22 protein-coding genes are annotated in these 22,924 nt (G+C 71.0%); 14 read left to right on the top strand and 8 right to left on the bottom strand.

What is annotated here, in order from left to right; genetic code table 11:
* Positions 1–35 precede the first annotated feature (35 nt).
* The gene (locus V5P93_RS15870) at positions 36–383 is read right to left on the bottom strand and encodes a VOC family protein (protein WP_104476395.1); all 348 of its coding nucleotides are present in this window, start codon (positions 381–383) and stop codon (positions 36–38) included.
* A gap of 375 nt (positions 384–758) precedes the next feature.
* On the opposite strand from V5P93_RS15870, the gene V5P93_RS15865 reads away from it, so the two are divergent.
* The 5 genes from V5P93_RS15865 to V5P93_RS15845 all read left to right on the top strand — a co-directional run bounded on the left by V5P93_RS15865 (position 759) and on the right by V5P93_RS15845 (position 5,952).
* Entirely contained in the window at positions 759–2,045 is a 1,287-nt protein-coding gene (locus tag V5P93_RS15865; RefSeq protein WP_104476393.1) for an ATP-grasp domain-containing protein, read from the top strand.
* Entirely contained in the window at positions 2,045–3,094 is a 1,050-nt protein-coding gene (locus V5P93_RS15860; protein ID WP_104476391.1) for a histidinol-phosphate transaminase, read from the top strand. The genes V5P93_RS15865 and V5P93_RS15860 overlap by 1 nt, the downstream gene beginning before the upstream one ends.
* On the top strand, positions 3,091–4,146 hold the full coding sequence (locus V5P93_RS15855) for a class I SAM-dependent methyltransferase (RefSeq protein WP_104476389.1): 1,056 nt from the start codon (positions 3,091–3,093) through the stop codon (positions 4,144–4,146). The genes V5P93_RS15860 and V5P93_RS15855 overlap by 4 nt, the downstream gene beginning before the upstream one ends.
* Positions 4,147–4,205: 59 nt before the next feature.
* A complete protein-coding gene (locus tag V5P93_RS15850; protein WP_245930962.1) occupies positions 4,206–5,396 on the top strand; it encodes an MFS transporter in 1,191 nt (396 codons plus the stop codon).
* A gap of 88 nt (positions 5,397–5,484) precedes the next feature.
* Positions 5,485–5,952, top strand: coding sequence for a MarR family winged helix-turn-helix transcriptional regulator (locus V5P93_RS15845; protein ID WP_104476385.1), 468 nt, complete (start codon positions 5,485–5,487; stop codon positions 5,950–5,952).
* Between the two features lie 28 nt (positions 5,953–5,980).
* Here V5P93_RS15845 and V5P93_RS15840 read toward each other — a convergent pair whose 3' ends face one another.
* Entirely contained in the window at positions 5,981–6,919 is a 939-nt protein-coding gene (locus V5P93_RS15840) for a MerR family transcriptional regulator (RefSeq protein ID WP_104476383.1), read from the bottom strand.
* Positions 6,920–6,981: 62 nt separating this feature from the next.
* On the opposite strand from V5P93_RS15840, the gene V5P93_RS15835 reads away from it, so the two are divergent.
* The 3 genes from V5P93_RS15835 (at position 6,982) to V5P93_RS15825 (ending at position 9,068) form a co-directional block, all read left to right on the top strand.
* Entirely contained in the window at positions 6,982–7,695 is a 714-nt protein-coding gene (locus tag V5P93_RS15835; RefSeq protein WP_104476381.1) for a maleylpyruvate isomerase family mycothiol-dependent enzyme, read from the top strand.
* 75 nt (positions 7,696–7,770) lie between these two features.
* Complete coding sequence (locus tag V5P93_RS15830; protein ID WP_104476380.1) at positions 7,771–8,073, top strand: hypothetical protein; 303 nt, start codon at positions 7,771–7,773, stop codon at positions 8,071–8,073.
* Positions 8,074–8,264: 191 nt separating this feature from the next.
* Positions 8,265–9,068 carry a serine protease gene (locus V5P93_RS15825; RefSeq protein WP_104476378.1) on the top strand — a complete coding sequence of 268 codons (804 nt, stop codon included), beginning with the start codon at positions 8,265–8,267 and terminating at the stop codon, positions 9,066–9,068.
* A 75-nt stretch (positions 9,069–9,143) separates the two neighbouring features.
* Here V5P93_RS15825 and V5P93_RS15820 read toward each other — a convergent pair whose 3' ends face one another.
* From V5P93_RS15820 to V5P93_RS15795, 6 genes are all read right to left on the bottom strand, one after another.
* Entirely contained in the window at positions 9,144–9,875 is a 732-nt protein-coding gene (locus V5P93_RS15820; RefSeq protein ID WP_104476376.1) for an alpha/beta fold hydrolase, read from the bottom strand.
* Between the two features lie 47 nt (positions 9,876–9,922).
* Positions 9,923–10,513: a TetR/AcrR family transcriptional regulator gene (locus V5P93_RS15815; protein ID WP_104476374.1), complete on the bottom strand. Its 591-nt coding sequence runs from the start codon at positions 10,511–10,513 to the stop codon at positions 9,923–9,925.
* 45 nt (positions 10,514–10,558) lie between these two features.
* Positions 10,559–11,398 carry an ATP-binding cassette domain-containing protein gene (locus V5P93_RS15810; protein ID WP_104476372.1) on the bottom strand — a complete coding sequence of 280 codons (840 nt, stop codon included), beginning with the start codon at positions 11,396–11,398 and terminating at the stop codon, positions 10,559–10,561.
* Complete coding sequence (locus tag V5P93_RS15805; protein ID WP_104476370.1) at positions 11,395–13,230, bottom strand: dipeptide/oligopeptide/nickel ABC transporter permease/ATP-binding protein; 1,836 nt, start codon at positions 13,228–13,230, stop codon at positions 11,395–11,397. Before V5P93_RS15805 ends, V5P93_RS15810 begins: the two co-directional genes overlap by 4 nt.
* A complete protein-coding gene (locus V5P93_RS15800; RefSeq protein ID WP_104476368.1) occupies positions 13,227–14,168 on the bottom strand; it encodes an ABC transporter permease in 942 nt (313 codons plus the stop codon). Before V5P93_RS15800 ends, V5P93_RS15805 begins: the two co-directional genes overlap by 4 nt.
* Positions 14,169–14,237: 69 nt before the next feature.
* Entirely contained in the window at positions 14,238–15,788 is a 1,551-nt protein-coding gene (locus tag V5P93_RS15795; protein WP_104476366.1) for an ABC transporter substrate-binding protein, read from the bottom strand.
* Positions 15,789–16,373: 585 nt separating this feature from the next.
* Here V5P93_RS15795 and V5P93_RS15790 point away from each other — a divergent pair.
* The 6 genes from V5P93_RS15790 (at position 16,374) to V5P93_RS15765 (ending at position 22,834) form a co-directional block, all read left to right on the top strand.
* A complete protein-coding gene (locus tag V5P93_RS15790; protein ID WP_104476364.1) occupies positions 16,374–17,096 on the top strand; it encodes an SDR family NAD(P)-dependent oxidoreductase in 723 nt (240 codons plus the stop codon).
* A gap of 361 nt (positions 17,097–17,457) precedes the next feature.
* On the top strand, positions 17,458–18,564 hold the full coding sequence (locus tag V5P93_RS15785; RefSeq protein ID WP_104476362.1) for a zinc-binding dehydrogenase: 1,107 nt from the start codon (positions 17,458–17,460) through the stop codon (positions 18,562–18,564).
* Between the two features lie 55 nt (positions 18,565–18,619).
* Positions 18,620–19,573, top strand: a complete 954-nt coding sequence (locus V5P93_RS15780; RefSeq protein ID WP_104476360.1) for an aldo/keto reductase — start codon at positions 18,620–18,622, stop codon at positions 19,571–19,573.
* 32 nt (positions 19,574–19,605) lie between these two features.
* Positions 19,606–20,583 carry an alpha/beta hydrolase gene (locus V5P93_RS15775; protein WP_104476358.1) on the top strand — a complete coding sequence of 326 codons (978 nt, stop codon included), beginning with the start codon at positions 19,606–19,608 and terminating at the stop codon, positions 20,581–20,583.
* Positions 20,580–21,596: an alpha/beta hydrolase gene (locus V5P93_RS15770; RefSeq protein ID WP_245930960.1), complete on the top strand. Its 1,017-nt coding sequence runs from the start codon at positions 20,580–20,582 to the stop codon at positions 21,594–21,596. Before V5P93_RS15775 ends, V5P93_RS15770 begins: the two co-directional genes overlap by 4 nt.
* Positions 21,593–22,834: a multidrug effflux MFS transporter gene (locus V5P93_RS15765; RefSeq protein ID WP_104476356.1), complete on the top strand. Its 1,242-nt coding sequence runs from the start codon at positions 21,593–21,595 to the stop codon at positions 22,832–22,834. Before V5P93_RS15770 ends, V5P93_RS15765 begins: the two co-directional genes overlap by 4 nt.
* Positions 22,835–22,924 lie beyond the last annotated feature (90 nt).

Here is a 22,924-nt window from a genome sequence, read left to right as displayed (position 1 = left end):
TTGCCGATCCGGCAAGCCCGAGGTGGCCCGAGTGGTCAGTGGCTGAGGACGTTGACGACGTTGCCGTCCGGGTCGCGGACGAAGAAGCGGCGGACGCCCCAGGGCTCGTCGGTCAGCGGGTGGACGATCTCGGCGCCGGAGGCCACGGCTTCGCGGTAGGCGGCGTCCACGTCGTCGACCTGGATGGAGGCCACGGGGATGACCCCGGCGGTGGCGTCGTGGGTCATCAGGCTCAGTTGGACCTCCGGGTTGTCCGGTTGGGCCATGGTCACGATCCAACCGTGGTCCATGACCACCTCCATGCCCAGCACGCGGGTGTAGAAGCGGGTCGCCTCGGCCAGGGAGGCGCTGGCGAGGTCGGGGACGACTCGGCGCACGGTCACCCGGGCATCATGCCCCACCGGCGCCCGGCGGTGCGCCCAAACCGGGTTCACCCGTCAGCGCAAATTCGATCGTCCATTCCCGCAAATACCGACGACCGGACGCCGGAATGGACATCGAGGGTTGCCCATTCGGGAACGTCGACGGCCGGGGCACGGCCAGCGAAAAGGGTTCGACCTCGCGATTTTCGGACGGCCATACTCCAGCACCGGCGACGTGACCAGCGCCGATCGTTCATACCATCGGACGATTAAGGCGTTGCTTCACGACTGCTTGACTCCCCACCGGACCGGGCGTAGGAATTCCCCGGGGGCCGCGTGGATTCCCGCGCCGAGGCCATCTGTCCAAAATGGACCGTTCACCATGTTGGGGGATTGATGCAGGAAAGCAGCAACGTGCTCGTCGTCTCCGCCGGGTTCCGCCCGGAACTGCTGGAGACACCCAGGAAGATGGGCCTGCGCGTGGCCCTGGTGGACGAGCGCCCACCCGCCGACGGTGCGCTGTACGACGACTTCCTCCCCGCGTCCGCCACCGACGAGGACGCCGTGGTGCACGCGGTCAAGCGGTACCTCGACGACGGTGGCCGGGTGGACGCCGTCGCGTGCGTGTTCGACGGCAGCATCCACGCCGCCGCCGCGGTGTGCGACGAGCTGGGCCTGCCCGGCAACTCCCGCGAGGCCGTGCGGAACATGCGCGACAAGTACCGCAGCTGGCAGGTCCTCTCCGCCGCGGGTCTGCCCGTGCCGCTGACCGCGTTGGCCACCAGCGAGGCCGAAGCCGTCGCCGCGGGCGAGCGCATCGGGTACCCGCTGGTGATGAAACCGCAGGCCAGCGCGGCCAGCCAGGGTGTGGTCAAGGTCAACGACCGGGACGCCCTGGTCGCCGGGTACCGGATGATCGCGGGCCTGTTCACCGAGGCCACCTTCGGCGCGGGCGACACCGCCGTGCCCAACGTCGGCTCGCTGCTGTTCTACCCGGGCGCGCACGGCGTGCTGCTGCAGGAGTACGTCGAGGGCTTCGAGCTGTCCCTCGACGTCGTCTACACCGAAGACGCGCACACCTTCCTCGGCTACATCGACAAGCCGCAGGTCTGGGCCGAGCCGTACTTCGCCGAGACGGTGTTCGTCAGCCCCACGCACCTGCCCGCGGCGACGCAGCGGGAGTTGGAGGACATCACCGTCCGCGCCCTGCGCGCGAGCGGCGCCACGGTCGGCGCGGCGCACGTGGAGTTCCGGATCTCGCCGGCCGGTCCGAAGATCATCGAGGTGAACGGGCGGATCGGCGGGCCGAGCCTGTTCGTGCAGGAGTCCCTGCACCTGGCGGGCGGGGTGTGGGGGCCGGAGCAGTACTTCAGCGCGGTGACCGGTCGCGGCATCACCGCGCCCACCCACCCGACCACCACGGGCCACGCCGGGTTCACCAGCGTCCCGGTCGTCGGGACCGGCCGGATCGCCCGCTTCGAGGGGGAGGCCGAGGTCCGGGCCATGCCCGGGGTGCGGGACATCAGGTGGGTGATGCGCGAGGGCCAGTACGTGCCGGAGGGTTTCCCGCGCAACCCCAGCGTGATGTTCGCGCACATCCTCGCCACCGGCCCCACCCACGCGGGCCTGGCGGACACCCTGACGCGCGCCCAGCAGACCCTGCGCGCGGTCATGGAGCCGTGATGCCGGTCGAGTCCCCGGCGGTCACGGCCGAGCCGGTCCGCCTGCACTACAACGAGAACCCGCTGGGGGCGAGCCCGCAGGCCGTGGCCGCGGTGGAAGCGGAACTGCGGTCGGTCAACCGGTACCCCGACCCCGCGCACACCGACCTCATCGGGGCGATCGCGCGGCACGCCGTGGTCGGACCGGACCGGGTGGCGGTCGGCAACGGGGTCGACGAGGTCATCCTGATGCTGGCGCTGGCGTGGCGCGCCGATCCCCGTCCGGCGGCGGTCAGCGCGCGGACGTTCCAGAGCTACGCGCGGAGCCTGCGGGCCGCCGGGGTCCCGTACGTGGCGCAACCGCTGCGCGGCTACGACCTCGACGCCGACCGGATGGCCGAGTCGTTCGCCGACGGGGTCGGGTTGGCCTTCGTGTGCAACCCGCTCAACCCGACCGGGACCGTGCTGTCGGCCGCGTCGGTGCGGTCCCTGTGCAAGGCGGCTCGGCGGTACGACGCGGTCGTGGTGTTCGACGAGGCGTACGGGGAGTACGTGCCGCCCGGGGAGTTCGAGTCGGCGCTGCCGCACGCGGCGTCGGGGCACAACGTGTGCGTGCTGCGGACGTTCTCCAAGGCGTACGGGCTGGGCGCCCTGCGGGTCGGGTACCTGGTCGGCGACCCGGCGGTCGTGGCGCGGGTGACCGCGTTGCAGGGCGCGTTCCCGTTCCACGTCAACCGGTTCGCGCAGGCGGCGGCCGTGCGCGCGTTGGCCGACCAGGAGTTCGTCGAGCTGAGCAGGCGCGAGAACGACTCGACGCGCGCGGTGCTGTGCGCGGGCCTGGACGCCCTGGGGGTGGCGTACGTGCCGTCCCGGACCAACTTCGTGCTGATCCGGCTGCCCGGGGTCGCGTCCCGGGTCGCGGTGGCCCTGCGGGCGCTCGGGGTGTTGGTGCGGGACACCGCCGACCTGGGGCTCGCGGACCACCTGCGGGTGTCGGTCGGCCGGGTGGAGCAGGTGCGCGCGTTCCTGCGCGACCTCGAGACGATTCTTCGTGGAGTGGGAGAACGGTGAGTACCCAGACCAGTTTTTCGCATACCACCGCCGATGCGCGCGGCAGTCGGCTGACCGCGCGGGAGGCGTTCAACGGCGCCGTCGCGTCGTCGGCGATCGCGGCGGCCTTCGACCTGGGGCTGTTGCGCGAGTTGGCGGACGGCCCGTTCGTGGAGGTCGAGGAGTTCGCCGCGCGGCACGGGGTGCGGGTGGCTCCGGTGCGCGCCATCGTCGCCGCGCTGGCCCACCTCGACGCTGTGTCCTGTATGGACACCCAGGTGTCGCGCGGACCGGCGTTCGAGGACGTGTGGGAGAACAAGGGCTACTTCTTGTGGCTGGTCGGCGGCTACGGGCGGATGCTGTCCGAGGCGGGTGTCCTGGCCGCGGCGGACCCGTCGACGTCGGTGCGCGACGGCGGGGTCATCGCCAGGGCGGGCAAGGACTACGGCGCGCAGTTCGTCGACCCGCGGTTCGACGCCGTGCTGGACGAGTGCGAGTTCACCACCGCCGCCGACCTCGGCTGCGGCAGCGCGAACCGGCTGATCCGCCTGGCGCTGGCCCGGCCCGCGGGCCGGTACCTCGGTGTCGAGGTCAACCCGGCGGCGGTGGAGGTCGCCCGCGCCGCGGTGCGCGCGGCGGGCGTCGAGGACCGCGTCGAGATCGTCCACGAGGACATCTCCCGGCTGGCCGCGGACCGGTTCGCCGGGTACGACCTGGTGTTCTCGTTCTTCCTCGGCCACGACCTGTGGCCCGCGGACGACTGCGTCCGCGCGCTGACCGGCATCCGGGCCGCGTTCCCGGACGCCCGGACGTTCCTGCTGGCCGACACCTACCGCTCCGAGCGCCTGACGCACCCGGACACGCCGATCTTCACCCTCGGCTTCGAGTACACCCACGCCATGATGGGCCAGCACATCCCGTCGATCGAGGAATGGCGCACCCTGTTCGCCAAGACTCCCTGGAACCTCACCGGTTTCCACCCGCTCGACATCGCCTACAGCGCGATCTTCGAACTGACCACCGCCCCGCGCCTGCCGCACTCGCGGACCGCGGGCAGTGGTTCGCCCGCGTGACCGGGGAGTAGGGGCGGATGTCGGGGGAATCCACGCGGCGTCGTGGTGTTCGGGGGTGGGTGGTCGCGCAGGTCGGCGGGCTGCCCCGGCAGTTCTGGGTGTTGTGGGGCGGGACGCTGGTGAACCGCCTGGGCACCATGGTGGAGCCGTTCCTGGCGCTCTACCTGACCGGGGTCCGCCACCTCCCGCTGATCACCGTCGGCGTGGTGCTGGTCGTGTTCGGCTGCGGGTCGTTCGTCTCGCACCTGCTCGGCGGCTGGTTGGCCGACCGGATCGGGCGGCGGGCGACGCTGACCGGCGGCATGGTCGCGGCGGCGCTGTCGCTGGTCGCGCTCGGCTACGCGGAGTCGTTGGCGGGCATCGTGGTCGCGGTGTTCGCGGTCGGGGCGACGATGGACATGTACCGGCCCGCGTCGGCCGCGGCGGTGTCGGACGTCGTCCCGTCGAGGGACCAGCCGCGCGCGTTCGGGTTGCTCTACTGGGCGGTCAACATGGGCTTCGCCATCGCCATGGTGATCGGCGGCGCGCTGGCCAGGGAGGGCTTCTACCTGCTGTTCCTGGCCAACGCGCTCACCTGCCTGGTGTTCGCGGTGTTGATCTGGCGGGCGGTGCCGAAGACCGCGGCGCGGCCCCCCGCGCACACCGGCTCGTACCTGACCGTGCTGAAGGACGGCACGATGGTCGCGTACACGCTGGTGGTGTTCGCGTTCGCGGCGGTCCACGTGCAGTCCATCACGACCCTGCCCCTGGCCATGGGCGCCACGGGTCTGTCCCCTTCGGACTACGGACTCGCGATCGGCATCAACGGCGTGATCGTCCTGGTCCTGCAACCCCTCATCGTCGGCCCCCTCGCCGCCCGCGACCACAGCCGGGTCGTGGCCGTCGGGATGGCGCTGCTGGGCGCGGGTTTCGGCTTGGCCACCCTGGCCGGGGTGACGTGGCAGTACATGGCGTCCGTCGCGGTGTGGACGGTCGGCGAGGTGGTGTTCATGACCGTCGCCCAGACCATCGTGGCCGACCTGTCACCGCCCGAACTGCGCGGCCGCTACAACGGCGTGCACGGTGTCGCGTGGTCGGCGGCCAACATGCTGGGACCGCTGGCGGGCACCTGGCTGCTGCACGACTTCGGCAGCACCACCCTGTGGTTGACCTGCCTCGGCACGGGCCTGGCGGGCGCCACCGGGCAGCTGCTGCTCCGCCCGACCATCCGCCGCCGAGCCGGGTCGGCGCGGCAGGCGGTGCTCGTCTGAGCACCCACCCGCGAGTTACGCTGCCGAGCGGTGTCACCGCGAGGGAGTAGAACGACCTTGTACTCTCTCTATCTCAGAGAGGGTTGGGATGCTCACATCACCCACCGACCTGGTCGACGCGTTACGCGCCGAGCACCGCCTGGCCGCCAACCACGCGGTGCTGTTCCACGCCGCTGTCGCGAGCCGAGCGGGCATCCACGTCACGGACGTGCACTGCCTGGCGGTGTTGGACAACGAGGGACCGATGCCGGCGGGCCACCTCGCGACCCGGATGGGCCTGTCCCGGGGCGGGGCCATCACGGCGGTGGTCGACCGGATGGAGAAGGCGGGCTTCGTCCGACGCCAACGGGACACCGCGGACCGACGGAAGGTACTCGTCGAACTCGTCCCCGACGGCGCGTACGCGCACCTGCGGGCGGTCTTCGACGAACTCGGGACCGCCTACGCGGCGCTGGTGGCGGGGTACCCGGTCGAACAACAGGCGTTGCTGCTCGACTTCGCCCGCCGGGCCAACGAGATCATGCGCCACCGGACCGAACAAACACGAGTCCACTAGGGACAGTGGTAGCCCGGTCGCGGTGGGACTACCTGGCTTCCCGTTGGCGCGGGTCGCCCTCCAGGGTGTGGGCCAGGGAGTCCAGCAGCCAGGTGTGGGCCTCGCCGAGGGCGGCGGGGACCTCGGTGACCACTCGGACGTTCGCCCAGTAGCGGCGCATCCGGGGGTGGCGGTCCACCGCGACATCGGCGAGCAGTTCCCGGCGGAAGGACTCCGTGTCGCGGCGGCGGCGGGTGGCGGCGTGGGTGGCGATGAACAGGTCCAGTTCCGGGCTCGGCCCCGGCGCCTCGCCCGCCACGACGCGGGGCAGGGCGGATTTGCAGGCCAGGCCGACGCCGTCCTGGAGCGCGGCCTCGTCGGTGATGACCATGCGGTTGGCGTGGGCGCTGGAGCGCAGTTCCGCCGACAGGGCGTGGTCGCCGACTACCGCGACCATGCCCGCGTAGGCGACGACCTGATCCGGGGTCGGCTCCGGCGGCGGGGGTGGGGCGCTCGCGTCGAGGAACATCTCGATGGCGGCGCTCGGCAGGGGGTTGGTGAAGCGGTCGCGCCAGAAGGTGACCAGGGTGTCGTGCGCGGCGGGGCCGTCGTGGGCGGCGGCCAGCAGTGCCAACCGGGCGGCGCGCTCGGTGGGGCTCGCCTGCTCGACCGCGCGCAACGACGCCCGGCGCCAGGCCATCGCCGCCAACTCCACGTCCAGCCCGGCCCGTTCGGCGGCGATGGCCTCCGCCAGGGACCGCTCCCCCGCCAGCACCGCGGTGATGACCGGGAGGCCGAGGCCCAGTGCCCGCAAGCGGCGGACCAGGTCCAGCCTGCCGACGGCGTCCGGGGCGAAGCGGCGGTGGCCGCCCGCGCTGCGCACCGGCGCCAAGACGCCCTCGTCGCAGTAGAAGCGGATGGTGCGGACGGGCACGCCCGTGCGGCGCGCCAGGTCACCGATGCCCAACGTGTCGCCGATCACAGTCACTGGAACCTCCACCCCGGTGGAGTTCCTACGGTAGGGGAAACCGAACCGGGAGGAGCACCACCATGGACCTCGCCACAGCCCTGCGCGACCAGACCGCCGCCCTCGCCGCGGCGGCCGTCGACCCCGACGCCCCCGTCCCGACCTGCCCCGAGTGGCGGGTGCGCGACCTCGTCGCGCACGTCGGCCAGGCCCACCGCCGGGCGGCCGGGATCGTGCGCACCGGGCAGTTCACCCAGGAACCGCCCGCCGAGCCCGGCCCACCCGCCGAGTGGGCGCGGTGGCTGGCCGACGGCGCGGAGGACCTGATCGCCGCCGAGAACCCGCGGGACGTGTGGACGTTCTTCGGCCCCCGCCCGGCCGCGTTCTGGCTGCGCCGCATGGTCGCCGACACCACGGTCCACCACGCCGACGCCGTCCTCGCCGCGGGCGGGGTCCCCGAGGTCGCCGCGGACCTGGCGGCCGAGGCCATCGCCGAGTGCCTGGACCTGCTGTCCGACCCCGCCGTCACCACGGTCCGCCCCAACCTGGCCGAACTGCGCGGCACGGGCCAAACCCTCCACCTCAAACCCACCACCACCACCGGCTGGCTCATCACCCGAACCCCCGACGGCGTCACCTTCGACCGCGCGGACGGGGAAGCCGACGTCACCGCCACCGCCCCGACCGCGGACCTGCTGTGGCTGCTCTACCGCCGCCTCCCGGTCGACGACCCCCGCGTCACGGTCACCGGCGACCGCGCCCTGCTCGACCACTGGCTCGCCCTGACCGTCTTCTAGTCCCCCATCACACATCCCGGTGATTTGTACGGTTTGGACAGATCATCGGATCACCGGTTTCGCCACGATCCGACCATGACCCCCTCGCGCCGACCCTGGCGCCGCCTGTTCACCGTCGGCGTCTTCGCCCTCGCCGCGCTGTTCACCCCGACCACCGCGGGCGCCGAGAGCCCCGCGACGCCCCGCACCATCGTCGAACCGCACTGCGGCGGCGAGTGGGTGGACTACAACGGCGCCGAGAACCGCCGGATGAAGAGTCAGCCGGGTTCCTGGCGGCTGCATTCGTACTACGGCGTCCAGATGAAGGACGTGCTCGGCAACTGGGGCAGCAGCGTCTCCGCCACGCACGAGGCCACCTTCGAGGTGGCCTGCCCCTGACCCGGCGGACAACGACCGGGCCGGTTCCCCCGGGGACCGGCCCGGTTCCTATCCACGAGAAAGAACAATAGGCGATAAACCGTTCGAAATCGCCCGTTCTCGGTTGATTATTCCCACCCGAATGGAGGTGGTGAGTGAATGGAGGGGCGTCGATCCTTCCGGTGGTATCCCTGCTACCGGAAGGAATTTCCATGCTCAAGAGAATGGTGGCCGTCGTCGCCACCGCGCTGGCGGGGGCGGCGCTGGCCGTTCCCGCGCAGGCGCAGGAGCAGGCGTACGCCGACTTCTCCGCGATCGTGGCGCTCGACAACTGCTCCGGGTCCGTGGTGCGGCCCCCGGCCGCCGCCGACAGCGACCCGGCGCTGGTGCTGACCAACGGGCACTGCGTGAAGCTGATGGGGGCCAACGAGGTCATCGTCAACCAGGCCTCCAGCCGCACGTTCACGCTGCTGGGCCCGTCCGGGTCGTCGCTGGGCACGCTGCGGGCCACGAAGCTGGCCTACGCCACCATGAAGAACACCGACGCGGCGTTCTACCAGCTCAGCGCCACCTACGCGCAGATCCAGTCGCAGTACCGCACCCGGGCGCTGCCGATGCTGGACACCCACCCGACGCAGGGCGCGAGCATCCAGGTCGTGTCCGGCTACTGGAAGCGGGTCTACTCCTGCTCCGTCGACGGGTTCGCCTACACGCTGCGCGAGGGCAGTTGGACGTGGAAGGACTCGATCCGCTACACCCGCTCCTGCAACGTGATCGGCGGGACCTCCGGCTCCCCGGTCATCGACGGCTCCGGCCGGGTCGTTGGCGTGAACAACACGATCAACGAGAGCGGCCAGCGCTGCACGCAGAACAACCCCTGCGAGGTCTCGCAGACCGGACAGGTCACCGTGCGGTCGGGCATCGGGTACGCCCAGGAGACCTACGACATCCCGAAGTGCATCACCACTGGGAACCAGTTCAACCTGACCCTGCCGGGATGCGCGCTACCGAGGTAATCCGGTAACCGGCAACAAAGACCACTGACCCCCGCCGGGACAATCCCGGCGGGGGTCAGTGGGTATTTCACCTCATCAGATCCCGAGGAAAGCGAAAACCTCGGCACGCAGTTCGTCACCGGTGAGGGCGCCGATGTGGTCGCCCGACACCTTCTTGACCTCGGCGCCCTCGACCCGACCGACCAGGTGCTCGACGCCCTGCGACATCGGGTCCTCCTCGCCCGCGAGGAACAGCGTCGGCACGGCGGGGGCGGTGGCGTTCGGGTCGAACGGCTCCCTGGCCAGGCCCTCGACCAGCTTGAGCAGCGACTCGCCGTCCTGCCCGGGCGCGGCGACCATGCTGGTGATGATGCCGGTGAGCATGTCCGACGGCTGCGGTCCGCCCGCGACCGCGGCACGCGCGGCGGCGAGGTCGACGACCGCGAACGGCTCCATCGGGCTCACGCCGCCCAGCACGAGCTTGCGGGCCCGCACCGCGCCACTGGCGACGAGGTCCCAGGCCAGGCGCCCGCCCAGCGAGTAGCCCACGACGTCCACCTCGGCGTCACCGACGGCGGCGGCGATGCGCTGGAGCAGGTGGGCGGTGGTCACCTCGTCGACCGACTCGACGGCCGGGCCGCCCGCGTGGCCGGGCAGGTGCACCACGACGGTCTCGCGACCGGCGGCGGCCAGCGGCTCGGCCCAGCGCTCGGCGGGCCAGTCGCGCTCGCCGCTGGCGGCGAAGCCGTGGATCAGCACCACGGGCGGGCCGGACACCTCGGCGGTCGGCTGGGTCCGGGTGGTCGGCAGGGCGGAAACACTGGTCATTCTACGATCGTAGACGCAAAACCCGTTATGGGTCCAGTGTTTCCACCCTATCCGGCGATTCGCTTCATCAGATTGTCGACGTACTCGGTGTAGCGCTCGACGAGAGCGCCCACCGGGTGCATCAGACTGGCCACGTTGGCCCCGATGGTCACCGAGATGATCTCGTCGGCGAGCACCCCGACCGCGGCCGATTCCGGGTCGGTGTCCTCGCTCGTCGCCGCGGCGATGCGCCTGCACAGCTCGGCGCGCCAGGTCACCAGCAGCTCCCGGTACTGCCGGGCCAGGTCGGGGTTGGCGACGGAGTGGCCCCACAGCACCAGCAGGATCCGCGCCGAGGTGATCTGCTCCGGCACCAGCGGCATCGCGGCCGCGACGAACCCGTGCAGCGCCTCCACCGGACCCAGGTCGGGGTCCAGTTCGGACATCCGCGTCGCGGTGTCCTCCAGCACGCTCTGGAACGTCGCCGAGATGATCCCGTCCTTGCCCGCGAAGTAGTGCTTGAGCGCGCCGTTGGCGAAGCCCGCGGCGGTGACGATGCTGCGCATCGTCGCCGCCTCGAACCCGCCCTCGGCGATCAGCTTCTTGGACACCTCGACGATCTCCCGACGCCGCTGATCATGGTCGATGACCTTCGGCATGGCAGCTCACTCCAATGGCCTGTGCAGGCCGTCTCAGGACCCTGCTCAGGCCGACTCGCGCAGGGCGAGCCACGCCGCCCGGCGCTCGGCCTGCTTGGCCGGGTCGGCCACGGGCGCGGCCAGCAGCAGCCGCTGGGTGTACGGGTGGTTGGGCTCCTCGGTGACGGTGTGCGTGTCCCCGGACTCGACGATCTCGCCCTGGTACATCACCGAGGTGCGGTGGCACACCCGCCGCACGACACCGAGGTCGTGCGAGATGAACAGGTACGACACCCCCGTCTCGCGCTGCAGCTCGATGAACAGGTCGAGGATGGTCGCCTGGGTGGTGAGGTCGAGCGCGCTCACCGGCTCGTCGCAGACGATCAGCCGGGGCCTGCGCACCAGCGCCCGCGCGATGGCGATGCGCTGGCGCTGGCCGCCGGAGAACTCGCTCGGGTAGCGGTGCACGGCGTCGCCGGGCAGCTTCACCCGGTCGAGCATCTCCGCGACCGTGGCGCGGGCCTGCGTCTTCGACGCGCCCACGACCTCCAGCGGCTCGGCCAGCACCTCGCCGACGGTCATCGTGGGGTCCAGGGAGCCGTACGGGTCCTGGAACACCACCTGGATGTCGTTGCCCAGCTTGCGCCGCGCGGCACCCTTGGCGTGCGTGATGTCCTTGCCGTCGAAGGAGATCGCGCCGGCGGCCACCGGCGCGAGCCCGAGCAGGGCCCGCCCCAGGGTGGACTTGCCGGACCCGCTCTCCCCCACCAGGCCGACGCACTCGCCCGCCCCGACCGTGATCGAGACGCCCTTGAGCGCACGGAAGTTGACCTTGCGGGTGATGTGGTAGTCGACCACCAGGTCGCGCACCTCGAGCAGCGGCGCGGTGTTGTTCGGCGCGGTCATCGCGCGTCCTCCTCTCCGCCGACGTGCGCGGCGGGGGCACCGGCCCACGCCCGGTCCAGTTCGTGCCTGCCCTCGGCGTCGTCCAGGGACGCGGCGATGAGCTCGGCGGTGTACGGGTTCTCCGGCTGGCGGAAGATCCGCTCGACCGGCCCGCTCTCCACGATCCGGCCGTCCTTCATCACCACGACGCGGTCGCAGATGTCGGCCACCACGCCGAAGTTGTGCGTGACGATGACCAGCGCCATGCCGTACTCCTGCTGCAGCTCGCGCAGCAGTTCGAGCACCTCGGCCTGCACGGTGACGTCCAGCGCCGTGGTGGGCTCGTCGGCCACCAGCAGCGAGGGCCGCCCGGACACCGCGCCCGCGATGAGCACGCGCTGCGCCATGCCGCCGGAGATCTGGTGCGGGTAGGACTTGAGCACCCGCTCCGGGTCCTTGATGCCGACCCGGACCAGCACCTCCCTGGCCCGCTTGCGCGCGTCCTCCTTGGCCATGCCCTGGACGTGCCGCAGCGGCTCCACGAGCTGGTGCTCGATGGTGTAGCTGGGGTCCAGGTTCGTCATCGGCTCCTGCGGCACGTAGCCGATCGAGCGGCCGAGCAGGGCCGCGCGCGCGGTGGTGGACAGCTTGCCCACCTCCTTGCCGCCGACGTAGATGCCGTCGGCGACGGCCGTGCCGCCCGCGGGCAGCAGGTCCAGCACCGAGAACATGGTCTGCGTCTTGCCGGAGCCGGACTCGCCGACGATGCCGAGCACCTCACCGGGGGCGGCGTCCAGGGACACGCCCCGCACGACCTCCTTGACCCCGTCCGGGGCCGGGTACCCGACGCGCAGGTTGTCGATCCGCAGCGCGCAGTCCTCGACCCGGTGGGCGTGCTCGCCGCTGGCGACCCGGTTGGGCAGGTCGGCGGTGGCGGGCGGGGTCACCAGCAGCTGCCGGGCCTTGAGCCGCATCCGCCGGGTGGGCCGCTCGACGCGCACGCTGATCAGGTCGGCCAGCGTGGTGCCGATGAACGCCAGCGCCGCGATGGTGAGGCCCAGCGCGATCGACGGCCACAGCAGGATCAGCGGGTAGTTCTGGATGACCTGCATGCCGTTGGCCATCATCTGGCCCCACGACGGCGTCTGCGCGGAGCCGATGCCGAGGAACTGCAGACCGGCCTGCATGCCGATGGCGATACCGGCGGTCAGCGCCGACTGCACGACGATCGGCGGGTACACCGCGCGCGCCATGTGCGTGCGCAGGATCCGCGGGTTCGTCACGCCGGAGACGCGGGCCGCGTCGATGTAGGGCTCCTTGCGGACCGCCATCGCGCGACCGCGGGTGATCCGGAAGTAGCCGGGGGCCATGAACAGGCCCAGCACCACCATCAGGACCGGGAACGACTGCCCGGTGCCCGCCGCGACCACCATCAGCATGATGAGGCCGGGGATCGACTGCAGCCCGTCGCTGATCCAGGTGCAGATCCGGTCGGTCACGCCGCCGAAGTACCCCGAGCACACACCGGCCGGGACACCGATCAGCACCGCGGAGACACAGGTGATCAGCGCGCCGAAGAGGGTGAGCTGACCGCCGTAGAGCAGGCGGCTGAGGATGTCGCGACCCGCCGAGTCACCGCCGAGCAGGTGGCCGTTGCCCGGACCCGCGTTGGTGATCTTGAAGTTGACCAGGTTGGGGTCGAACGGTGCCAGCCACGGCGCGAGCACCGCGGACAGCACGATCAGGACCATGACCACGAGCGCGATGACGCCCGCGGGCTTGCGCATGAAGCGCCGCAGCAGGGAGACCCGTTTGACGGGTGCCAGGTTGGTCGGGAACGGGGCAGCGGTCATCGGTCGCGCACCTTCGGGTTGACCCACCCGAGCACGAGGTCGAGCAGGAAGTTGATGACGACGACGAACACGACGGTGACCACCGTCAGGCCGAGCAGCACGGGGATGTTGCCGTTCTGCGACGACTGCTGCGTCAGCTGGCCGATGCCGGGTAGGTAGAACACCAGTTCCACGACGATCGCGCCGCCGAGCAGGCCGACGAACATCATGGCCAGCACGGTGAGCGCGGCCGGGGAGGCGTTGCGCAGCACGTGCCGGGTGACCCGGCCCTTGGACAGGCCCCGCGCGCGGAGGGTGCGCACGTAGTCCTGGTTGTTGATCTCCAGGAAGCCGTTGCGCAGCTGTTCGGCCACCATGACGATCGCGCCGAGCGCCAGCGCGATGGACGGCAGGGTGATCGACTGGATCCAGCCGCCCACCGAGACCACCGGGTCGACGTAGCCGACCGCGTTGAACCAGCCGAGGCCCAGGGCGAAGACGTTGACCAGCACGATCGCGACCCAGTAGCCGGGCAGCGCGAAGAGCACCACCGAGGCGAACTTCAGGATCCGGTCGAGCACGCTGCCGGGCCGCAGGCCGCAGGCGACGCCGATGATGACGCCGAAGACCGCGGAGAGCAGCGTCGCGAACACGACGATGGACAGGGTCACCGGCAGGCGCTGCGCCAGGTCGGCGTTGACGGGGGTGAAGGTGCGCCACGAGGTGCCGAAGTCACCGGTGACGGCGTGGGACAACCAGTCCCAGAACTGGGTGAGCAGCGGGCGGTCCACGCCGATCTTGTGGCGCAGCGCGTCCTGCTGGACGGCGGTGGCGCTGTTGCCGAGCAGACCGGGGGTCGGGTCCCCGATGGCCGCGTGGGCGAGGAAGAAGGTGCCGGTCGCGACGACGAACAGCAGGACGATCCCCGACACCAGGCGTTTGGCGATGAAGGAAAACATAAGTCTCGGCTCCTCACCGGCGGGCCCGCCCACCCTGGGGTGGGCGGGCCGCCGGAGCAACTGGTGGGGTCAGCCGCGCTGGATGAACCGCAGGGTCGGGAACATCATGCCGGTGACCGGCTGCACCTTGATGCCCTGAACGCTGTAGTAGGTGTTGTCCGCCTGGTACCAGACGTCCCACCACGCGAGGTCGACGAGCTTGGTGTTGAGCTGCTTGAGCAGGTCGGTCTGCTGCGCCTCGTCGGCCTTCTCCACCTGGTCGACCAGGGCCTTGACCTCGGGGAACTTGTCCACCGACGGGTTCGGGTTGTACCACTGGGAGGTGGTGACCTGGTCGGACAGGGTGGCCATGTCGTTGCCGCTCATGGCGATCACGGCGAGGAACATCGGGTAGGTCGGGGCGTTCTTCTGGTAGTCGGGCATGGCCATGTCGACCCACTCGACCTTGATGCCCAGCTCACCGAAGGTCTGGTTCGCGGCGGGCTGCCACGCCTGGAAGATCGGCGACATCGGCATCTTCACGCTGAAGCCCTGGGCGTAGCCCGCCTCGGCCAGCAGCGCCTTGGCCTTGGCCATGTCGGTCTTGTACTTGTCGTCCATCGACTTGTCGTAGACCTTGCCGTCAACCGGCCACAGCTGGTTGGTGGCGGTGCCGGAGTTGTTGCCGACGGCGGAGAGGATGCCCGCGGAGTCGAACGCGTAGGCGATGGCCTGGCGGACCTTCTGCTCACCGAGGGCCTTGACCTGGGTGCCGGTGCGGTCCGCGAACTGCACGCCGACCCACGACGACGGCTTGGACGCGATGTTCCAGTTCGCCTCCTTGGCCTTGGCGTTGTTCGCCGCGTTGGCGAACTGCATGTTCAGCTGGCCGCCCTGCATCGCGTTGAAGCTCGCGGTCTGGTCGGTGATCGGGAACAGCGTGACGTTGGGGAACGGGAACGTCGCGCTGTCCCAGTGGTTTTCCTTCTTCTTGAACACGTACTGCGACTGCGGCGCGGAGGCGCCCTTGTCGAACGTGTACGGGCCGGAGCCGACCGGGCCCTGGGCCAGCGCGTCCGACTCGATCGCGGCGGGCGAGGCCATCCACGAGCGGCCGAGGCCCATGAAGTACAGCAGCGAGTCGTCGCGCTTGGAGAGCTTGAGCTCGATGGTGTCGTCGTCCTTGGCGGTGACGTCGGCGACGTTGAGGTACGCCTGGCCGGAGCGCGCGCCCGCCTTGAGGTGCTTGATGTTCGCGACCGCCGCCTTGGCGTCGAACGCCTGGCCGTCGTCGAACTTCACGCCGGTGCGCAGGTCCATCGTCAGCGTGAGCTTGTCCGCCGAGTACTCCCACTTGCTGGCCAGCGCCGGGATCGGCTTGGCCGCGTTGTCCAGCGACACCAGCGGGTCGTAGACCGCCGACAGGTACGGACCGTCGAAGCCGATGTCGGCCAGGGCCGGGTCCCACGACGTGACGTCGAGGAAGACGCCCGCCTTAAGGTCGTTGATCTGGGCGCCGGTACCGCCGCCGCCGGTGCCGCCACCGGAGGTGGTGGGGGTCGCGCCGGTACATCCGGCCAGTGCGGTGGCTGCCGCGACCGCGGTCGCGACCAGAGCCGCCGCTGTCCGAGTCCTCGTCATCAAGTCCCTCTCTCGGGTGATGGACTGCCGGTGGGGGACACGCGCCGCTAGCGCGGGCTGGTCCTCGCCTCGAGCATGTAGATCGATAAGTGAGACCTGGCTCACCGTGGTGCGGGATAGTCTACGTTCGTCGGCAAAAAAATCAACGGTTTGACGACCAGGAGTTTTCTCGGAGGTTACTGGCCCTCAGTCCGCGGGGGGTGGGGAGAAAATCGTATATGAAACGGGTTTTCCAGGTCTTATGCCGCTGTTCGCCGTGGTCAGGTCGAGTGTTACAGCGACGAAGTCACGAATGACAACAGTAAAGTCACGAATCGGCATCGCGGCACGCAAAACGTTACAGCCAAGATCGTCGGATACCTGCCACCGACAAGATCCACCCAGTCGGATGACACCCACCCGTGCTTCCGTGGAAGCCCCGACACCCGGTCACCCGACCTCCGCCTGCGCGGGTCGCGACCGGGGCGCACCCTGGGGCGAAACCGAACCGCAACCCTGGACCCGACCGGATCCCCTTGTGGATCAGGCGGTTTATTTTCTACGCTTGTATACTGACCCGAACGCCTCGGCCGAGAGGAACCAACGATGACCTCTGCCCGCACCGTGCTCGTTACCGGAGGGGCGGGCGGCATCGGCCGCGCGATCGCCGCCGCGTTCCACGCCACCGGTGACCAGGTCGTGATCGCCGACGTACACGGCGTAGAAGACGCCGCGACCGAACTCGGTGTGCGCGGCGTGACCTTGGACATCACCGACGACGAGTCGATTTCCCGCGCACTCGACGAGGTCGGCCGGATCGATGTCCTGGTCAACAACGCCGGGCTGCTCGCGATCCACGGCCGCTTGCTCGACCTGCCCGCCGCCGACATGCTGCGCATCCTCCAGGTGAACGTGCAGGGCACATTCCTGATGACGCAGCAGGTCGCCCGCCGGATGATCGACGGGGGGGTGCGCGGCGTCGTGGTGAACCTGTCCTCCATCGGCGGTCGCCAGCCCACGCCGGGCATGGGCGGCTACGAGAGCAGCAAGGCCGCCGTCGACGCGCTGACCCGCTGGGCCGCCATCGAGCTGGCGGAGAACGGGATCCGGGTCAACGCCGTGGCCCCCGGCCCGGTGCTGACCCCGATGCTGGCCATGGGCCTGCCCGAGGGCTCGCCCGCGCGCGAGGCCTGGCTGAGCCGGATCCCGCTGCGACAACTGGCTCCCGTGGAGCAGGTCGCGGCCGCCGTGGTGTTCCTCGCGGGTGACGACGCCGCGCACATCACCGGCACCAGCCTGCCGGTCGACGGTGGACAGCTGCTCGTCTGATGTCGGAGCGGGGCCGGGAAACCGGCCCCGCTCCACTCGTTTACCGGGTGAAATCGGGTGATCCGCCGCTAAGCCGACACCAGTGGCCCGAAACCGGCGCGCGCACCGCGCCCGCTCGAAGAACCGGACACCGGACGTCGGGCAGCCGACGTCCGACGTCCTGCGCCACCCGCCGGAGCCGCGCACCGCGCGCGACCCGGCCCGATCGACCACAGTGGACGAGCGGTGGGCCGTCCACCCGGCCGGATCGGTTGCGGTGGCACGGGATACCCGGGTTCTCGACTTTTTAATCGACATCCGTAGACTAACGAGACGGGCAGCACATCCACTGCGGGCCCGGCGCCACGGAAAGGCTTTGCCGATGACTGTCCCGACCTCCACCCGCGCGGCGGTGCTGACCGAGCACAGCGCGCCGCTCACCCTCACCGAACTCCCGCTGCCCACCGAGATCGAGCCCGGCGCCGCCCTGGTGCACGTCTCCTGCGCCACGCTGTGCGGCACCGACGTCGAGATCTGGTCCGGGAAGATGAGCTTCCCCGGCATGCTGCCGATGGTGCTGGGCCACGAGATGGTCGGCGAGGTCGTCGCCGTCGGCGCGGGCACCAAGGACGCGCTGGGCCGCGACGTCGAGGTGGGCGCCCGCATCGGGTGGTCCGAGTCGACCTGCGGTGAGTGCTTCGGCTGCGTGGTCCTGCGCGAACCTGTCGCTTGTTCGCGCCGCGGCTACGGATTCCTCCAGAGGTCGGATGTTCCGCCCTACGCCACCGCCGGGTTGTGCGAGTACGCCTACGTCGTGCCGCGCGCGGCGAAGCTGCTGCTGCCCGAGACCGTGCCGAGCACCTGGGCCGCGATGGCGGGCTGCGCGGCCAAGACCGTGCTGCGCGCCTTCACCTACGTCGGCGGGCTGACCGGCAAGCGGGTCGTGGTGCAGGGTTCCGGCGCACTGGGCATCTTCGCCACCGCCGTCGCGCACATCTCCGGTGCCGCCCAGGTCATCACCGTCGGCGCGCCCGAGTCCCGGCTCACCCTCGCGGGCGACTTCGGCGCCGACGCCACCGTGGACATCGCGGCGGGCTCCGAGGGCATCATCGAGAAGGTCCAGGAGCTGACCGGCGGCCGCGGCGCGGACCTGGTCATGGACTTCGCGGGCGCCCCGTCGGTGGGCCCCGAGGCCGTCGCCATGGCCGCGCAGCGCGGCCAGGTCGTCATCGTCGGCAGCACCGGCCCGGTCGGCGCGCCGCTGCCGCTGGGCATGGTGATGGGCAAGGAGCTGACCATCTCCGGTTCGCTCAACGGCGACATCTCCGACTACCACCGCGCGATCGAGTTCTTCGGCGCGTTCGGTGGGCGCTTCCCGTGGGACCGCCTCTTCGGCGAGCCCGTCGGCCTCTCCGCCGCTTCCGAGCGGATCGAGGCCATGCACCGGCTCGACGAGGTCAAGGCCGTCATCGACCCGCGTCTGCCGTAGTCCCAAACCACCACCCCCAGATCCGTCTCCCCCAAAGCAGCAGGAGGCCCTCAGCATGACCCCCGTTTCCCGCAAGCAGCTCGGCACCACCGATCTGGAGATCTCGCAGCTCTCCATCGGCTCGTGGCACACCTATGACCGCATGGACTTCGCCGACACCGTGGCGCTGCTCCGCGCGGCGGTGGACGCGGGCATCAACCTGTTCGACGTCGGCGTGTACGGCTTCCCCGGCATGCCCGCCGTGTTCACCGACGTCATCTGGGGCGCGGCCATCCGCGCCGCGGGCGTGGCCCGCGAGGAGTACCTGGTCTCGGCCAAGCTGTGGCTGGAGGGCTTCGGCGCGGACGGGTTCCGCCCGCAGCTGGAGAACGCGCTGCTGCGCGGCGGCTTCGGCATCGCCGACCTGGTCATCCTCGGTGACATCCGGCGCGACGACATCGTGCTGGAGGAGCTGGTCGCGGACCTGGCCAACCTCAAGGCCGCGGGCCTGATCCGCGCGTGGGGCGTGAACAACTGGTCGGCGAGCAACATCCGCAAGCTCCAGGAGATCGCCGCCGAGACCGGCGTCGATGGCCCGTCGATCGCGCAGCTCAAGTACAGCGTGGCCCGCCGGTCCATCCCGGACGGCGAGCCCTTCGGCGCGCTGTTCGCCGACGGCTTCACCATGCAGTCCTCGGACGTGCTCGAGGGTGGTCTGCTGGTGGGCAGCTCGTCCGGCCGCGAGGTCGGCCGCGACCCGGGTGGCGTGCAGGCGGCCATCAAGGAGCGCGCGGGCGAGTTCGCCGCCGTCGCCGAGGGCCTGGGCACCAGCCCGGCGCGGCTGGCCGTGGCGTTCACCCTGACCCACCCGGCGAACATCACCACGCTGTTCGGCGCGACCAAGATGTCGCAGCTGCAGGACAACCTGGCCGCCGTCGACCTGGTCGCCCAGGTCGGTGCCGCCGAGCTGCGCGCGCTGGTCGAGCCGTTCTGGGTGGACCGCGACCTGGTCAACCCCGAGGGTCCGTGAGCACCCCCCTACCCGCGAGCGAGGAGCCTGCCGTGAGCACCACACCCGTGCCGTTCGACCCGGACATCGAGCCCGCGCTGGCGCAGGTCACGCAGCCCGACGCGCCGCCGTTCACCCCGGAGACCATCCCCGCCATGCGCGCGGGCATGGCCGCGATGTTCCCGCCCGCCGCCGTGCAGGTCGGGGACGCGCCGGTCGACGTCGTCGAGCGGACCATCCCCGGTCCGGACGGCGCGCCGGACCTGGAGATCACCATCATCTCCCCGCGCGGCCTCACCGGGACCGTGCCCGGCCTGTACAACATCCACGGCGGCGGCATGATGGTCGGCCACCGCAACATGGACGTCGGCAGGTTGCTGGCCCTGGTGCTCGAGCTCAACGTCGTCGCGGTCAACGTGGAGTACCGGCTGGCGCCGGAGCACCCGGACCCGGCCCCGGTCGAGGACTGCTACGCCGGTCTGGTGTGGATGTCGAAGAACGCGGCCGAGCTGAACGTCGACCCGAACCGCATCGTGGTCATGGGCGGCAGCGCGGGCGGCGGCCTGTCCGCCGGTGTCGCGCTGCTGGCCCGCGACCGCGGCGGTCCGGCGCTGGCGGGTCAGCTGCTGCTGTGCCCGATGATCGACGACACCAACACCACGGTCGCCAGCCACCAGTACAAGGGCATCGGCACCTGGACCCGCGAGGCGAACCTGGCGGGTTGGTTCTCGCTGCTGGGCGACAAGGTCGGCACCGACGCGGTGTCGCCGTACGCGGCGCCGACCCGGGCGACCGACCTGTCGAACCTGCCGCCCGCGTTCATCGAGGTCGGCAGCGCCGAGCCGTTCCGCGACGAGGACACCCAGTACGCGCTGCGCATCTGGGAGACCGGCGGCCAGGCCGAGCTGCACGTGTGGAGCGGCGCGTTCCACGGCTTCGACATGTACGTACCGGAGTGGCCGGTCAGCAAGATCGCGCTGGAGACCCGCAACTCCTGGTTCCGCCGCGTGCTGGGTCTGGAGGGCGAGTGAGCGACTACCAGCCACTGCCCCCGGTCCCCTACGACCCGGAGCTCGAGCCGGGCCTGGCGGCGTTCCTCGACCTGGTCGAGCAGATCCCGCTGCGCGCGGACACGATCCTGGCCAACCGGGAGCACTTCGCCACCATCATCCCGCCCGTCGAGGTGATGGTCGGCGACCAGCCGGTCGAGATCGAGGACCGCACGGTCCCCGGTCCGGCGGGCGAGCCTGACATCGTCGTGACGATCGTGCGGCCGCGCGACCTGCCCGCAACCCCGGCCCCCGCGATCTACTGCATCCACGGCGGCGGCATGGTGCTGGGCAACCGGTTCTTCGGGATCGCCGGCCTGATCGCCGACGTGCTGCGCTTCGGCGCGGTGGGCGTGTCGGTGGAGTACCGGCTGGCGCCGGAGCACCCGGCCCCGGCGGCGGTCGAGGACTGCTACGCCGGTCTGGTGTGGCTGGCCGAGCACGCCGACGAGCTGGGCATCGACCCGAACCGGGTCGTGGTGACCGGGGCCAGCGCGGGCGGCGGCCTCTCGGCCGGTGTCGCGCTGCTGGCCCGCGACCGCGGCGGCCCCGCGATCGCCGGGCAGGGGCTGATCTGCCCGATGCTCGACGACCGCAACGAGTCGGCGTCCACCCGCCAGTACGACGGTCGGGGTGCCTGGGACCGCAACAACAACGACACGGCCTGGGACGCGATCCTCGGCTCGAAGCGGTTCACCGACGAGGCGTCGCCGTACCAGGTGCCCGCGCGGATGGCGGACCTGTCGAACCTGCCGCCCGCGTTCATCGACGTCGGCGCCGCGGAGATCTTCCGCGACGAGGCGACCGAGTACGCGCTGCGCATCTGGGCGACCGGCGGCCAGGCCGAGCTGCACATCTGGGCGGGTGGCTACCACGGCTTCTCGGGCTTCTCGCCCGACGCCGAGGTGTCGCGCACCGCGGAGGCGACGCGGCTGTCCTGGCTGCGCCGGATCTTCGGCCCGGAGCGCCCGGCGGAAGGTACCGGCACACCGTGAAGCTGGGCCGCGTCGCCGTCGTGCTCGGCCTGCTGGAGATGTTCGGGCCCATCTCGATGGACCTGTACATGCCCGCGCTACCGGAACTAGCGGGCGATCTGCACACCAGTTCGAGCCTGGCGCAGGCGACGATGTCGGCCTGCATGCTGGGGCTGGCCCTCGGGCAGCTGCTCGTGGGCCCGCTCAGCGACCGCTACGGCAGGCGGCCCCCACTGCTCGTGGGGGTCGGCCTGTTCGCGGTGCTGTCGCTGGTCTGCGCGATCACGCCGTCGATCGAGCTGCTGCTCGCCGCCCGGTTCTTCCAGGGGCTGAGCGGGTCGGCGGGCATCGTGATCGCGCTGGCGGTCGCGCGCGACCTGACCGACGGCGTGGAACTCGTGCGGCTGCTGGCCATGCTGACCACGGTCGGGGCGATCGCGCCGATCGTGGCGCCGGTGGTCGGCGGCCAGCTGGCGCCGGTCATGGGCTGGCGGGGCATCTTCGCCGTGCTGGCCGGGATCGGGGTCGCGCTGTTCGTGCTCGCCTGGGCGGCGTTGCCGGAGAGCCTGCCGCCGGACGGGCGGCGGACCAAGGGTGACGGCGTCCGCGAGTTCGGGGTGCTGCTCAAGGACAAGCTGTTCCTGTGCTTCCTGCTGGTCGGGTCGTTCGGCGGGATCGGGTTCTTCACCTACCTGGCCTCGATCAGCTTCGTGCTGCAGGACGGCTTCTCGTTGAGCCCGCAGCTGTTCAGCGTGTGCTTCGCCGCCAACGCGGTCATGTCGGTGGTGGGCGCGCAGATCAACCGGGTCGTGGTGCGCCGCGCCGGACCGGCCCGGATGTACTCGATCGGCACGGCCATCACCGCGCTGGCCGCGGTGGCCATGCTGGCCTCGGTGCTGTTCGACGCGGGGCTGGTCGCCCTGCTCGTCGCGCTGGCGCTGCTGATGCTCCTCAGCGGCGGCGCGCAGTCGAACGGCACGGCGCTGGCCCTGGCCGACCACAAGGACCGGGCGGGCACGGCGGCGGCGCTGCTGGGCACGACCGGGTTCGCGGTCGGCCCGCTGGTCGCGCCGCTGGTGTCGCTGGGCGGCACCACCGCGCTGACCATGAGCATGACCATGGCGACTGCCTACACGTGCGCGGCGGCCCTGGTCTGGTGGGCGGTGCTGCCCAAGCTGCGCAGGCGGCCAGCGTCCCCCGGGGTCACCGAACGGGTGGTGGCCGACGAGGTGGAAACGGTGCCACCGGGGGCGCTCTGAAGACTCGGGGTGCGTCGATGGCGACACCACAATGTCGCAACGCGACGTTGGCGCATCCCGATACCAAGTGGGCTGGGGGCCGGTCTTCGG

It is taken from the genome of Actinokineospora auranticolor (assembly GCF_041897805.1).
Classification (GTDB): domain Bacteria; phylum Actinomycetota; class Actinomycetes; order Mycobacteriales; family Pseudonocardiaceae; genus Actinokineospora; species Actinokineospora auranticolor.
The sequence above is the reverse complement of the archived record's forward strand: the minus strand, read 5'-3'. Positions and strand labels throughout refer to the sequence as shown.

Coding starts and splice junctions, on each gene's coding strand:
- V5P93_RS15865 (WP_104476393.1), top strand. CDS start 759: ATGCAGGAAAGCAGCAACGTGCTCGTCGTCTCCGCCGGGTTCCGCCCG.
- V5P93_RS15860 (WP_104476391.1), top strand. CDS start 2,045: ATGCCGGTCGAGTCCCCGGCGGTCACGGCCGAGCCGGTCCGCCTGCAC.
- V5P93_RS15845 (WP_104476385.1), top strand. CDS start 5,485: ATGCTCACATCACCCACCGACCTGGTCGACGCGTTACGCGCCGAGCAC.
- V5P93_RS15835 (WP_104476381.1), top strand. CDS start 6,982: ATGGACCTCGCCACAGCCCTGCGCGACCAGACCGCCGCCCTCGCCGCG.
- V5P93_RS15830 (WP_104476380.1), top strand. CDS start 7,771: ATGACCCCCTCGCGCCGACCCTGGCGCCGCCTGTTCACCGTCGGCGTC.
- V5P93_RS15825 (WP_104476378.1), top strand. CDS start 8,265: ATGCTCAAGAGAATGGTGGCCGTCGTCGCCACCGCGCTGGCGGGGGCG.
- V5P93_RS15820 (WP_104476376.1), bottom strand. CDS start 9,875: ATGACCAGTGTTTCCGCCCTGCCGACCACCCGGACCCAGCCGACCGCC.
- V5P93_RS15815 (WP_104476374.1), bottom strand. CDS start 10,513: ATGCCGAAGGTCATCGACCATGATCAGCGGCGTCGGGAGATCGTCGAG.
- V5P93_RS15810 (WP_104476372.1), bottom strand. CDS start 11,398: ATGACCGCGCCGAACAACACCGCGCCGCTGCTCGAGGTGCGCGACCTG.
- V5P93_RS15805 (WP_104476370.1), bottom strand. CDS start 13,230: ATGACCGCTGCCCCGTTCCCGACCAACCTGGCACCCGTCAAACGGGTC.
- V5P93_RS15800 (WP_104476368.1), bottom strand. CDS start 14,168: ATGTTTTCCTTCATCGCCAAACGCCTGGTGTCGGGGATCGTCCTGCTG.
- V5P93_RS15795 (WP_104476366.1), bottom strand. CDS start 15,788: ATGACGAGGACTCGGACAGCGGCGGCTCTGGTCGCGACCGCGGTCGCG.
- V5P93_RS15790 (WP_104476364.1), top strand. CDS start 16,374: ATGACCTCTGCCCGCACCGTGCTCGTTACCGGAGGGGCGGGCGGCATC.
- V5P93_RS15785 (WP_104476362.1), top strand. CDS start 17,458: ATGACTGTCCCGACCTCCACCCGCGCGGCGGTGCTGACCGAGCACAGC.
- V5P93_RS15780 (WP_104476360.1), top strand. CDS start 18,620: ATGACCCCCGTTTCCCGCAAGCAGCTCGGCACCACCGATCTGGAGATC.